Origin of the sequence: Nitrobacter sp. TKz-YC01 (assembly GCF_047824785.1) — a bacterium.
GTDB lineage: Bacteria > Pseudomonadota > Alphaproteobacteria > Rhizobiales > Xanthobacteraceae > Nitrobacter.
Genome location: NZ_CP181167.1, coordinates 662121 through 674571 on the forward strand (window position 1 = coordinate 662121; position 12451 = coordinate 674571).

12 protein-coding genes, 1 tRNA gene and 2 pseudogenes are annotated in these 12451 nt (G+C 60.1%); 8 read left to right on the top strand and 7 right to left on the bottom strand.

The window, feature by feature from the left end:
• Positions 1 to 11 precede the first annotated feature (11 nt).
• The 3 genes from ACMYR2_RS03090 to ACMYR2_RS03100 are packed head-to-tail and all read left to right on the top strand — an operon-like array spanning position 12 to position 1268.
• Positions 12 to 581, top strand: coding sequence for a head-tail connector protein (locus tag ACMYR2_RS03090; protein ID WP_416193672.1), 570 nt, complete (start codon positions 12 to 14; stop codon positions 579 to 581).
• On the top strand, positions 581 to 928 hold the full coding sequence (locus ACMYR2_RS03095) for a phage head closure protein (RefSeq protein ID WP_416193673.1): 348 nt from the start codon (positions 581 to 583) through the stop codon (positions 926 to 928). Before ACMYR2_RS03090 ends, ACMYR2_RS03095 begins: the two co-directional genes overlap by 1 nt.
• A 52-nt stretch (positions 929 to 980) precedes the next feature.
• A complete protein-coding gene (locus ACMYR2_RS03100; protein ID WP_416193674.1) occupies positions 981 to 1268 on the top strand; it encodes a DUF6127 family protein in 288 nt (95 codons plus the stop codon).
• Between the two features lie 210 nt (positions 1269 to 1478).
• On the opposite strand, the gene ACMYR2_RS03105 is transcribed toward ACMYR2_RS03100, so the two are convergent.
• The 3 genes from ACMYR2_RS03105 to ACMYR2_RS03115 all read right to left on the bottom strand — a co-directional run bounded on the left by ACMYR2_RS03105 (position 1479) and on the right by ACMYR2_RS03115 (position 3155).
• Positions 1479 to 1835: a cupredoxin domain-containing protein gene (locus ACMYR2_RS03105; protein ID WP_416193675.1), complete on the bottom strand. Its 357-nt coding sequence runs from the start codon at positions 1833 to 1835 to the stop codon at positions 1479 to 1481.
• Between the two features lie 8 nt (positions 1836 to 1843).
• Positions 1844 to 2365 carry a DUF4142 domain-containing protein gene (locus tag ACMYR2_RS03110; protein WP_416193676.1) on the bottom strand — a complete coding sequence of 174 codons (522 nt, stop codon included), beginning with the start codon at positions 2363 to 2365 and terminating at the stop codon, positions 1844 to 1846.
• Positions 2366 to 2459: 94 nt separating this feature from the next.
• Positions 2460 to 3155, bottom strand: a complete 696-nt coding sequence (locus tag ACMYR2_RS03115; RefSeq protein ID WP_416193677.1) for an RNA polymerase sigma factor — start codon at positions 3153 to 3155, stop codon at positions 2460 to 2462.
• Between the two features lie 1084 nt (positions 3156 to 4239).
• On the opposite strand from ACMYR2_RS03115, the gene ACMYR2_RS03120 reads away from it, so the two are divergent.
• The 3 genes and pseudogenes from ACMYR2_RS03120 (at position 4240) to ACMYR2_RS03130 (ending at position 7467) form a co-directional block, all read left to right on the top strand.
• A protein-coding gene (locus tag ACMYR2_RS03120; RefSeq protein WP_416192834.1) for an IS3 family transposase occupies positions 4240 to 5375 on the top strand; the annotation gives its coding sequence in 2 pieces (ribosomal slippage) (positions 4240 to 4510 and positions 4510 to 5375; 1137 coding nt in all).
• Between the two features lie 71 nt (positions 5376 to 5446).
• A pseudogene (locus ACMYR2_RS03125) lies at positions 5447 to 5824 on the top strand (transposase); the annotation flags it as partial.
• A 182-nt stretch (positions 5825 to 6006) separates the two neighbouring features.
• The gene (locus ACMYR2_RS03130; RefSeq protein ID WP_347264419.1) at positions 6007 to 7467 is read left to right on the top strand and encodes an OprO/OprP family phosphate-selective porin; all 1461 of its coding nucleotides are present in this window, start codon (positions 6007 to 6009) and stop codon (positions 7465 to 7467) included.
• Positions 7468 to 9016: 1549 nt separating this feature from the next.
• Here the strand turns inward: ACMYR2_RS03130 and ACMYR2_RS03135 are convergent.
• A complete protein-coding gene (locus ACMYR2_RS03135) occupies positions 9017 to 9796 on the bottom strand; it encodes a tyrosine-type recombinase/integrase (protein ID WP_347264380.1) in 780 nt (259 codons plus the stop codon).
• A gap of 12 nt (positions 9797 to 9808) precedes the next feature.
• Between ACMYR2_RS03135 and ACMYR2_RS03140 the strand changes: the two are divergent.
• A pseudogene (locus ACMYR2_RS03140) lies at positions 9809 to 10030 on the top strand (IS701 family transposase); the annotation flags it as partial.
• Between the two features lie 148 nt (positions 10031 to 10178).
• Here the strand turns inward: ACMYR2_RS03140 and ACMYR2_RS03145 are convergent.
• From ACMYR2_RS03145 to ACMYR2_RS03155, 3 genes are all read right to left on the bottom strand, one after another.
• Entirely contained in the window at positions 10179 to 10955 is a 777-nt protein-coding gene (locus tag ACMYR2_RS03145) for a thermonuclease family protein (protein ID WP_347264381.1), read from the bottom strand.
• 75 nt (positions 10956 to 11030) lie between these two features.
• Positions 11031 to 11303 (bottom strand): GlsB/YeaQ/YmgE family stress response membrane protein, encoded by a 273-nt coding sequence (locus ACMYR2_RS03150; protein WP_347264382.1) that lies wholly within the window; start codon positions 11301 to 11303, stop codon positions 11031 to 11033.
• 195 nt (positions 11304 to 11498) lie between these two features.
• Positions 11499 to 12098: a YidB family protein gene (locus ACMYR2_RS03155; RefSeq protein WP_347264383.1), complete on the bottom strand. Its 600-nt coding sequence runs from the start codon at positions 12096 to 12098 to the stop codon at positions 11499 to 11501.
• A 260-nt stretch (positions 12099 to 12358) separates the two neighbouring features.
• Here ACMYR2_RS03155 and ACMYR2_RS03160 point away from each other — a divergent pair.
• Positions 12359 to 12435 (top strand) — tRNA-Arg (locus ACMYR2_RS03160).
• Positions 12436 to 12451 lie beyond the last annotated feature (16 nt).

Genomic DNA, 12451 nt, shown 5'->3' on the forward strand with positions numbered 1-12451 from the left:
GGAAGACAGCCATGCTCGCTCCCGTCCGCACGGTTGCGCCCGCGACCATGCCGGTGTCGCTGGCCGAGGCCAAGGCCCATCTGCGTGTTGATCATGATGACCAGGACGATCTGATCACCGCCCAGATCAAGGCGGCGACGGCATATCTCGACGGCTATGCCGGTATCCTCGGCCGGGCGCTGGTGACGCAAACCTGGCGGCAAGATTTTGCCGGCTTTGCCGATCGCTTGCCGCTGCCAGTATCGCCGGTGATCGCGATCGTCAGCGTGAGCTACTTCGACGGCGGCAATGTGCAGCAGACATTGGACGCCGGCGTCTACGATCTGTTTGCCGACGCGCGCGGTGCCTATGTCACCCTGCGGCCAGGACAAGTTTGGCCGGTCACCTTCCATCGCGCTGATGCCGTCTCGATTACATTCACTGCCGGTTATGGCGCGGCGGCCGACGTGCCGGAGCCCATCCGGCAAGCTATCCTGCTGATCGTGCAGCGCCTGTTCGATGGGGCGGATACCAGCATCGACGTCGCCATCGACCGTGTCGTCCACGTCCTCATTGCTCCCTATCGGGCGCGTCCGCTCTGATGACCAACATTTCCGCCAACGATCTGCGCGACCGCGTCAGCTTCGAAAAGCGCGAGGAAGTCGACGACGGTTACGGCAATACCGTCGGCATGTGGGTTGCGCAGTTCGAGCGCGATGCCTGCATCCTTCCATCGAAAGGCGGCGAGACCGTCATTGCTGCCCGCCTGCAGGAAGTGCAGCCGGCGCTGATCCTGGTGCGCTTCGATGCCCAGACCACCACCATCACCGCCGAATGGCGGCTGATCGAGGTCCGCTCCGGCACCATCTACAACATCCGCACCTCAGCCGACATGGAACGTCGCGGCCGCTTCATTACCATGTTGTGTGAGGTTGGTGTCGCGACCTGAACGGCCGCGAGCAGCTCCGCAACCGAATATCAAAATCACCGGGAGAACCGCCTTGACGCCGCCGGAAGCGAACGAGCAGTTCCGCATATCAGAGACCGAGTTCGAGGTGCTGCTGGCACGCGCAGCCGAAACTGGCGCGCGACGCGCCCTGCAAGAGGTCGGGCTTAATGGCAAGGATGCCGCGGAGGACATTCGGGATCTTCGTTCGCTGCTGGCCGGATTTCGGCTCGCCAAGCGCACCGCCGTACAAACAACGGTGCGTATCATCACCACTGGTTTCCTGATCGCGCTGATGGCTGGCATCGCCATCAAGCTGAAGATCTTCGGCGGTAGCCCGTAGGCCGCACCATCACCCCATCCCAACTGTACCCGCCCCCGGAGGCGGGGTTTTCGTTTGCCGGAGGACAACATGATCACGACCTTCCACCGCCATTGGCGTGACGTGCCAGAGGTCACCTGACGCTGGCCCAACTTCTCGCCCGCCGAGATCGCCTGCCGGGTTACCGGGCCCGCACACCTACGCCAAGCGGCGGTTGTGTCTGCGCCGCTGCTACGGCGCGATCGTCAATCTGGCTTTCATGTTGGGATGAAAGCGGCAATAGTAATCGATCGTCCCCGCTTTCTTCAGCACGAGTCTGATGGTTCTTTGCGGCGGCAGCGTCACGTCCCAGTCGCCATTTCGTGCCGTCGCGGTATGCGCGAAGATATCCTCATTGACCCATTCGATGGTATCGCCGACCTTGACCGCGGTCGCGGCCGGCATGAAAACGAGGTCCTGTATCGAAATTCGCACCGTCGCCGCGCGCGCCGGAACGGATAGCCCCAAGGTCGCGATTCCCAGACCCAGGATGCTCACTGCCTTGATTGCAGAGGTTGCACCAATCGAGAGATATCCGTCCCGTTTCATGGCGCGCCCTACTTCAGTTCGGCCGCGACTTGTTCGGCGTGTTGCTTGTGGCCCTGGAAAATCTTCAGCCCGGTTTGCAAGAGGCTCTTCAGCTCGGCATTGCTGGCCGACGGAATGAGCAGGGTTTCAAGCGCGTCGTCGACCGCTTGGTGATAGGCGACCTCGTTGTCGACGTAAGCCTTGTCGAACGCCGAACCCTTCAGTTTCGATAGCTCCTGGAGTTTGGCGGCGGCGTTCTTGGACAGCGTGCGACTGGTGTCGTTGTCTTCGGGGGTGACCTTGAGCTTCTTGACCAGCGCGAGTGCTTTGTCGTTCACCGCCTCATGATCGCGCACCATATCGTTAGCGAAAGCCTTCACATCCTTGTTATCGGATTTCTCAAGCGCCTGCTTCGCCGCGGTGACATCAATAACGCCGGCGGTGTAGGCAATATGCGCGATCTGCGGATCGGTGAGTTTGGCGCTCTGCGCGAAGGCACCGCTGCTCAGCAGCATTGCGGCGCCAATCGCCGCGCTCAGTCGAAAAAGCATTTTTGATACTCCTGTGACGCCGGCGATTGGAATCGCCGGGCGTTTTGTTGCGACACACAGGATTGGATGCGGCCCGGCGGAGTAGGTTCCCGAATTATTTGGTCAGACCAAGCCGGCCGAGAACCGCGTCGGTCAGGCGCGCACAACGCTTGCCGGCAAAAGGAAAGGCCTCCATCATGACCGGGCCGATCTTCTTTTCCACATTCGCCCGTAACATCGCGCGGGCACGATGAAGCCGCGTCTTCACGGTTTCCGGCTTGAGATCGAGAATGTCGGCGGTTTCCTCCACATTCATTCCCTCGATCACGCGGGTGATGAAGACGATGCGGAACGCCTCGGGCAGTTCATCGACTGCCTGCTCGACGATGTGCTGTATTTCGCGCTGAGCCATGGTTTTTTCGGGGTCATCGGAAACGGCGGACAAGGGGAACTGGATGATCTGGGCCCTCGACCCTCCCGGCTCTTCTAGCGTGGTCCAGTCGACGCTCGGGCGCTGGCGGCGCAGCCGGCCGAGCGCCTCGTTCATGGCGATGCGCGCCAGCCAGGTCGCGAGGCGAGAGTCGCCACGAAAGCTCTCCAGATGCGTGAAGGCACGAACGTAGGTTTCCTGCACGACATCTTCGGCCTCGCTGTCGTTGCGTAAGATGCCGCGGGCGATCCGATAGAGCTTGCGATTGTTCGCCTGCATGATGGCGCGTATCGCGCTTTCGTCACGCGCACGGGCGCGACGAACCAGTTCCAAATCGTCATCGCCAGGGCCGATGACCAGCTGAGACTGAACAGGCTGCATGTCGCATTCACTCCGGATCTCAGGCTACTCTCTTCAGAAAAATTGGATAATGTCCCCAAAGGGCTCTATTCGCAATCGGGTTCAAATATTTGGCCGCGTTGTCATATGCCGATTGCCTACCATAAAAATCCTGGACGAGCGCTATCTTTACCTTGGCAAAAGGGCTTGCCGAACGGCTGATCGGATCGAACCGGGGTGAGTGTGGGACGCATATCATAGTCGGGGGAGAGGCGCATCTGCGTTGGCTGCTCAAATCTTGTGTCGAATATGATACTGGTCCGAATTCATCAATCGGTGAACAAGAATGCACTGGCTTCTCGCCGGTTCAGCGAAACTGCTGCGATCAATTACACGCCATCCCCGGCGGACTTCATCGCCGCTACGCCCGTGTAAGTTTTGGTACACACAGGCGCTACATCCAGCCGGCAGCGAAAACCGAGAGGCCTAAAATGGTTTCAGATTTCGAAGTCGATGCGGCGGGAGGCTCAAAGGTATACGTCGCCGCGGCGGTTGACTAAAAACCGCTAACCATTCCGCGAGGGGCCAAGTTGGGCCATGCCCTACTGATGTGGCCCATAGGCCGCTCCCGGAATGTGTTCGTATATGAGCCGCTATGCTAGAGCCCGAACATTGCAGCAGCGTTCACTGCGGCGAACTTTGCAGGTGGAGTCATCGTATCTCCTCTGCCTCACACCAACGAAACTGTTGGCTTATTTTAAAGTGTGGAGTCCGGTCCAATCCGTCAAGGCGTTCGTTGGCAGCAAGGAACGAAGGTTCCCAAAGTGAGCAATTTTAAACATGAGCTACTGAAATGGCGCCTTCCCCTGATCTTGAAAAAGCGGGCCTTTATATCGCGGCTGCCCCAATCGGCCTTCCATGGAGGAATTGAAACGTCTCGCGCTGCCCCAGTATCGTAATACTCGCCGTCCGACCCATGATCCGTCGGTCGCCCTCACGAATAGGCCGAATATCGCTTTTCCTGCCGAGTGACCCGACGGGTGAGGAGTGGTCGGCGGATTGAGGTGGTGCCGGTTTCTGAGACAGGGGCATAAGGTGGATCGCCCGATGAAAAGGACGATCCGGTATGAAGACACGCAGACGATTTACGGCTGAGTTCAAGGCCAAGGTTGCGCTTGAGGCGATCCGTGGCGAGCGGACGATTTCGGAACTGGCGACAAAGCACCAGCTTCATCCGAACCAGATTACGCAGTGGAAACGGCAGGCCATCGAGAACCTGGCCAAGACGTTCGACGACAAGGCTGCTGATGCGCAGGTCGGCCGGGAAGCCGAGGTGACCAAGCTGCACGCCAAGATTGGCCAGCTTGTCGTTGAGCGGGATTTTTTGGCCAAGGCCTTCGATCGCTGAGCCTGGATCGGAGGAGAATGATGATTGACCCCGATCACAACCGGCTCTCGATCCGCCGCCAGTGCGAACTGGTCTCGATCTCGCGGGCGTCGTTCTACCGACAGCCCGCCGGCGAGACGCCCGAGAACCTCGAACTGATGCGCACCATCGACGAGGCCTTCATGGAGACGCCCTGGTATGGCTCCCGGCAGATGGCCCGGCATCTGCGGCGTCAGGGCTGGTGCGTGGGTCGCAAGCGGGTCCGGCGGCTGATGCGCAAGATCGGTCTGTCGCCGATCTACCAGGCGCCGAGAACCAGCGAGCCGCATCCGCAGCATCGCATCTATCCCTACCTGCTGCGGCACCTGGCGATCGAGCGGCCGGATCACGTTTGGTGTGCCGATGTGACCTATATCCCGATGCGGCGCGGCTTCCTTTACCTCGTGGCCATCATGGACTGGTTCAGCCGCAAGGTCCTGGCCTGGCGGTTGTCGAACACGATGGATGCCGACTTCTGTGTTGCCGCTCTCGAAGAGGCGATCGCCTGCCATGGCAGGCCCGACATCTTCAACACCGACCAAGGCTCGCAGTTCACTAGCTTCGCCTTCACGACGACGCTGAAGGATGCCGGCATCCGCATCTCCATGGACGGGCGCGGCCGCTGGATGGACAACGTCTTCATCGAACGACTGTGGCGCAGCCTCAAATATGAGTGCGTCTTCCTCAGCACATTCGAAACGGGAAGCCAAGCCCGCTGCGGCATCGGCTCCTGGATAGACTATTACAACCGGCGACGCCCGCACTCGACCTTCGCCGGCAGGACGCCCGACGAAGTCCATGCTATGGCGGAAATGACGGAGCAATTGGCGGCGTAGAAACGAACCCGATCCACCTTAGCCAGGCCGCCAAACTGTCTCACCAAGCGGGTCCACCTCAGTTGAGCCCGCGGTGGACAGACCTGCGAGAGGTGTTGAACGCGATCCGCTATCTGGTTCGCTGTGGCTGGCGGATGCTGCCGATCCATTTCGGCCCTTGGCAGACCGTTTACGGCTGGTTCCGCGAGTTGGCGCGCCGTTTCCTGTTTCAGACCATCTATGACGTGGCGCTGGTTGACCGGGAGCGGGCGGGACGCGAGGCAAGCCCGTCCGCGGCGGTGATTGACAGCCAGTCGGTCAAGGCCCCGCAAGCCGAAACAAGAGGTTATGACGCGGGCAAGAAGATCGTCGGGCGCAAGCGCCACATCGCCGTCGATACCGACGGGCGGCTGCTGATGGTCAGTCTGACGACCGCCGACATCTCCGACAGCGCTGGCGCCCAGCCGGTGACGAAATTCGCTTCCAGCAGCGTCACGCTGTGTCGCAAGCGCATGGAATCCCTCTGTTTGTTCCCGCGGGCTGTCGTATATCTGTAATGAAACCCTCGTAAAGGTCCGGCCCAGTAAAGTTAGAACTGGAAGTGTGTCTGATGCTGAGGTGGGGCGAGAAGCAAAACATTCGTCGATCAAGAATGACGGCCAACGCAATGTCTTGGAAAGGGGTGGTGCGCCGAGAGCACGGGAAATTTATTTCGGTAAGCAAAGCGTTGCTTCTTGGAACGATCGCCTTTGTCGGCGCAGTCAGCACCGCACAGGCGAGCGGACAGACCGTGACACCGGAGCAGGTCGAGGATCTGCAAAAGCAAATTAGCGTGCTGGAAAAGAAGCTCGAAAGCGTTCGGCAGAACACCTTTCTGAATGCCAGCGCCGGTTACATGCCGACAAAGGGGACGTTCGCACCACCGGACGTTCTAGTGTCAATGAAAGGTGGTTCCCCCCGCTTCTGCACCGCGGATGGATTCAACTGCGTCGGCATCACCGGCCGCCTGCACTTCGATGTTGGGGGCTATAACTACACGCCGAACTCGGCTGCAACGGTGCCGCAGGATCTGCAGGACGGCGTCAACGCACGGCGCGCCCGCATCGGCATCGTCGGTAAATTCGCGCGCGACTGGACCTATGCGTTGATCGGCGAATTCGGTGGCTCCCAGGACGGCTCAGGGACGATCAACAACGCCTTTGTGTCGTACAGGGGCTTCAAGAACACGAGCATCGACCTCGGCTACATGAAAGTGATGTGGAGCCTCGAACAGGCCACCAGTTCGAACAACATCACATTCATGGAGCGCTCCTCTGCGCAAGTGATGGCTGCCGACCTCGGTGCCGGCGGCCAACGCGCCGCCGTCGGGGTCACGACCTACGACAAGTGGTGGTGGGCCGGCGCCTACCTGACGGGACCCGAGCGCGCCTATGATCACTCGCTGCGCGTACCCTATTCAGCGGTCGGCCGTCTGGTTATCACGCCGATCAACACCGATGTCGCTACCTTCCTGTTCGGCGGCGAGGTGCTCTATCTCGCCGAGACCGGCGGCGCCCCTGGCGTCAATGACATCCGGTTGCGCGAACGCATCGAACTTCGCATCGATCCGACCCGGGTGCTGGACACCCAAACAATCCAGAATGTCGATGACGTGCGGGTGCTGAGCGCCGAAGTCGGCGGTGCCATCGGCAGTTTCCACGGCCAAGGCGAATATTTCGACTACAGCGTTTCACGATTCGGGAATTCCGATCTCCATTTCAAGGGTGGCTACGTTCAGGCCGGCTACATCCTCACCGGCGAGAAGCGCAAATATCTCCAACATGACGCTGCCTTCGGGGGTGTGCACCCGAACAATCCCTTCTTCTGGGACGTGACAGGCGGCATCGGCGCTTGGGAGATCGCGGCGCGCTACAGCTACATGGATCTCAACGACAACCTGGTGTTCGGCGGAAAGCAGGATAACATCACGGTCGGCCTCAACTGGTACCTCAACGACAATATGCGCGTGATGTTCAACTGGATCCACGGCACGGTAGCGAAAACCAACCTTGCCAATCAGGATCTCGGTGCCAAGTGGGACGCCTACGCGATACGCACCCAGTGGGCATTTTGAACGTAATCAATCTATCAAGCGCACTAACGGCGCTCGGGTGTCGCGTCGATCAGCAGCGGAAGCGGGACATCTTATCATCGTCCCCTTCCGCACGCCTGTGAGCAGCCGCAGCTCCAGCGCTTTTATGCAGCGACTTTAGGTCGTGGGTCGCCCTGCGAAGGATTTTCTCCAACTCGTCGCTGGTCGCCGCGCGAACCGTGTCGCGAGCAGCCGTTTCTTGCCAGCTTCGGGATCCTTCGACCAGCTTATAAAAACCCGCTCGGAGCATGTGCGCTCAGAGCCGAGAGCCAAGCTCTAACAGCTCGGGTCGTTAGTAAACGAGCAGCGTTCATGGAAAGGGATCCGGGGGCGAGGGCCGCTATAAGCCGGCGCATATCCAATTCTACTGCGTGTTGGGGTATACCCGCCGCCTGAGTCGTAGGCTAGGTAGCTCCGACCTTCATACCCCTCACAACCTCGGCCGCAATTGTTTTTCCCCGAAAAAGCAAGTGCCGAAGTACTTAGCATCGTTGCTGCACAAATCGCCATGGCTAGGTATTTCATTACCGCACTCCAATCGCGATTGAGGGAATCCGAGGAGATTTCACGTCATATTACTGTAACATAGTTACTTTATGCTTCGCTCATGCGAGGGCTACGTCAATTCACAATTTCTTGAGACCGCGACCCAGAGGGCAATGGTGCCATTGTTGGCTTCAATCTCTTTGCGTTAGTGCGGTCCTTCAGGGATGCACTTCTGCTCCTACCTCTTGATACTCGCGCTACTTGCGGCGGCAGCGTCCGCGTTGGGAGCGTCGGAGCCGTCCAACTCGGAGACGGTCTGCGGCTAGGTCGGAGTTGGCGCCGCGCTTTCTATTCCAGACGATCCACGACGTGGCATGGATGCTGGGATCGCGGCGACGGCGGCAAGAAGATAATTGTTCGCAAGCGCCACATCGCAGCGGCGAATTTCCGATAGCGCCAGCTTCCAATGGTATTGGAGCCCATCCGCAAAGGCTGGCCCTAGAGCCCTTCCGCTTCTGATAGAATCAGAAGCGGGCTCTATGATTTTGATTTGACGCGTTTTCTTCACGCGAACCGGTGTCCACTTCGCTCGAAAACGCTCTAGTTAACTCGGTGGTAAAACCCATTAAGCTGATGAACAAGGCGCCAACCTGAAGTTCGCCATTGAAATCATCCGACGATCCGATACCCAAGCACAGCTGCCGCCGCAGCCCGCTCCGACCGCATCTACTTCCCGGTGGCGCGCTGGCTGCAGCGCTCCCTCGCCAATACGCCTGGTGCTTTACCGGGCCAACTTTCCGAGTGGCTATTAAACGGCGACGTGATGGTGGGCCTCGGCATTCGCCGCCTGTGGCGTAGAGCGCAACCTCGCAAGTCACGGCCATGCTGCTGCTCTCGCTGTACCTCAGACCCGTCCAGGGCCTCCCTTGGAAAACGTGGTTCTGCGCAAAAGTGGAGAAGGTTGGACCCCAGTTCCTCTCCCTCCGCCATTCCACTTTTTTCCATTAGCGTTCTCAATGGTTTAGGTCCGATTTTGGCAAACCCGTCACTCCGGTTTGCCACTTGATGTTCGCGTTTCGAGCTTCACGCGTCCGCTCTGCGCCAGCCTTTTGCGGTTCGCGGCCTTGGTGTAGCGCTGTACCTCTTTCAGAGTTTCCCAGCCGCCCCACGCCATGATCTCGTGATCGGTACATCCGGCGTCGGCGAGGCGCGTTGCTGCGGCCTTCCGCAAGCCGTGCGAGGCATAGCCCTTCGGTAGGTCCGCCTCATTGCACCGTTCGCGAAACCAGTTTCCAAAACCGGCGGCGCTGAACGCCTGGCCGTATTCCGTCGTGAGGTAGGTCAGATGATCCGCAGGCATCGCGTCGAGTGCTTCTTGCAGCTCGGGCAGGATCGGAATTTCGACGAGTGTTCCGGTTTTCTGTTGCCGGATCGAGAGAATACCGTCGCGAACATGCTGCCGACCCATACGCACAACGTCGCTGCGCCGCTGCGCTGTGTTTAGAAGCAATTCGAGCGCCAGCCGCGCCTTGGTGCCTATCGCATGGCGGTTTCGGAATTTTTCGATGTGCTCCGGTCCCCAAATCTGGAAGCCATCGGAGCGGATTTTAAGCGTCTTGATGCCGAGCGTCGGATCATCGTTGCGCATGCCCAACTCGATCGCGAGCTGCATCAGCATCGCGGAAAAATCTCGCACGCCCTTGATAACCTCGTCGCCAATGAACGAACTCGCGACCGCGACGATTGTCGTCGCTGCATCGCGTGGCGTCACACCCGCGCCGCCCCGGCCGCGTTTGCCTCGGCTGACCTCACCATGCTCCTGCATGACGCGATGCGGATACACCCGCAAGCCTTGATGACGATGATCGCCTGCGCATTCCTTCAATCCCGCCGCAATCCCGCCGCCTCATCGCAGCGGGGCGGAAAAAAGAAGCAACGGCCCACCGCCACAGCCGAGTTTGCTAGCCGTGCGCCGCGCCATCGTCGAACTCATTCTTCGACCAACAAATCAGCGATGCCCATACTGCAGAAGACAAGGCGCCAGAATGCAACAGCGTGAATAAATCTGCCAAAGTGGTGCCAGAGCGTTTTCAAGCGAAGCATGTCCTCGGGCTCGACCCGAGGATGGACACCGGTTCGCGTGAAGAAAACGCGTCAAAACAATATTATAGAGCCCCGCTTCTGATTCAATCAGAAGCGAGCATGCTCTAGTCGCCGGCTACTTCGATCTGCCCAACGCGGAGCACCTCGATCCGCGGCCCGCCGCGCCGATCGACCCAGCCGCGGACACGGACCCGCCGATGTTCGAAAGACGCCGGCGCGACGCCTGCCATCTCGAAAGAAGGCATGGTGTGTTTTGAAATAGTCGCAGCAAAGTCTCGTGTCCAGCGTGGGCCGAAGTTGAGATACAGGGTTCCTCCGGCCTGCCTGACAGAACGGACGTGACCTTCCACGATCGCAAACCGCCCGATCCGCGTCAAAATCTCGTGCGGGCGTTCGGCGCTTTTGATGACGGATGCTTCCGCCCAGATTCCAAGACGGGCCTGCCGCGCCGCCGTCTCAGCCGTGGCAAGCTCCGCCGCGCAAGCCTTGTCGGTAACGTCGGCGGAGGCCAGCGCTTCGCCACGCGCCAGAAGTTCGCTCTGCACCGAAGCCGCGGCGTGTTCGACAAACAGGAAGCCGGATTGCCGACCATAGCGATCGGGATCACCGTGCTCGCCGCGCAGGATCACATGCCGGCCGATCAGCCCTGCGAGGCTTGAATGGCCATTATCCGATTCCAGCGCCACCACTTCGACGCCGGCGAGGCGGACGTCGCGGCCATCTTCGAGGCGGAGCGTCCGCGCGTCGATGACGGCGCTCACGACGCCTTCACCCTGGACGTCCAGCTGGCATCCGTCGGCAAGTGCCGGTGGGATAGCGAACGATATGACGCAGGGCATCGCGAACAGGAGATTGCGAAAGCAAAGCGGTCCGGCCGTCATCTGGCAGCCACACCGTTCAGAGCCGTCTCCTCACCCTTCGGGGCCCTCGGAGCGTTGTCCGAGGGCCGGGTTGGGTTATCTCGGACCGGAAATCGCACCGCGTGCGACCAGCCTGTTCCAGATGAACAGCACCACGACCGCGCCGATGGTCGAGGTGATGAAGCCCGCGCCCTGATCCGGACTGTAATGGCCGATCTGTTGCCCGATGAAAGTGGCGAGAAACGCACCGGCGATGCCCAGCACCGTGGTGAGAATGAATCCGCTCGGGTTATTCGGGCCGGGTGACAGGAATTTTGCGATAACCCCGGCGACGAAGCCGACAAGAATGATCCAAAGAATGCCGCTCATGACGAAAGTCCTTCCTCAGAAATAGTCGTGGCGCTGATCCTTCCCGCGATGGGTCGGTCCATGCGGCCGCACCCGCGGGTGTGAGCCGCAATCCTAGAGCCTGTCCGCTTCTGATAGAATCGAAAGCGGGCTCTATGATTTTGTTTTGACGCGTTTTCTTCACGCGAACCGGTGCCCGCTTCGCTCGAAAACGCTCTAGAGCAATCGCGATAGCTCACTTTCGGTCGGAAGGCGTCCATCGGGAGTCAGGTGGTGGACGACCTCGGGCAGGTGCTGGCTTAATTCGTTGAGCAATTCGTCCCGGGACAGGCCGGTCTGCGTCGTCAGCGCGTTGATCTGGTCGGCGCCGAGCGCATCGGCGAGGTCGCGCGGCGCGATCTGCTTGTTGGGTCCAGAACCGACCCAGGAATTCGCCGTCTCGCTATGGCCCTTCTTCTGAAGCTGGTTCAGCAACTCGCCGAGACCACCGCTCAGAACGCTTCCGGCGGCTCCGCCCGCCAGCAGCCCGCCAAGTCCGCCCTTGAGCAGGTCCCCGAGGCCGCCAGAGCTGCCGGGCAGCCCGGCGTTGACGGTGCGTCCGGGCATGGGCGGCGGAGGTGCGGTGGTCGCCGGGCTGGTGTCAGGCTGGCTTCCGGTGAGGTGCTTCAGCGCCTTGTAGCCCAGCACGGCGAGGATCGCCAACGTCAGCGGCGACATGCCGCCGCTTTGGCTTTCCGCGCTTTGGCTTTCCGCGCTGGGCTGGCTTGGACCGCGGGGGCCGTTCTGCATTCCGTTGAGGATGTCGAGCAAACCCATGATCGTCTCCTGATGACGCACCAGCCCGCGGCGAAAGATAAGGTCGCCGTATGAACATCACAAGGCGCTTTTGGCCGGCGGACCCTATAGCCCTCCTGAATGGCCTTGCCGGGAGCGCATCTCGGCAGGAGGTTCGATCCTGGTGGAAGCGGATCGCGCGACGGCACCAGCCTCTTGAATCAGCGATGCGATTCGGATCAGATGCTCAAGGCTTGCCCGAGGCGCCGATGTGCCGGATAAGTGGCATGGCTTGGCGTTCAGTCCCGGTAGCTCAGCTGGATAGAGCACAGGTTTCCTAAACCTGGGGTCAGGGGTTCGACTCCCTTCCGGGACGCCATTCGCTCAAAATTTCA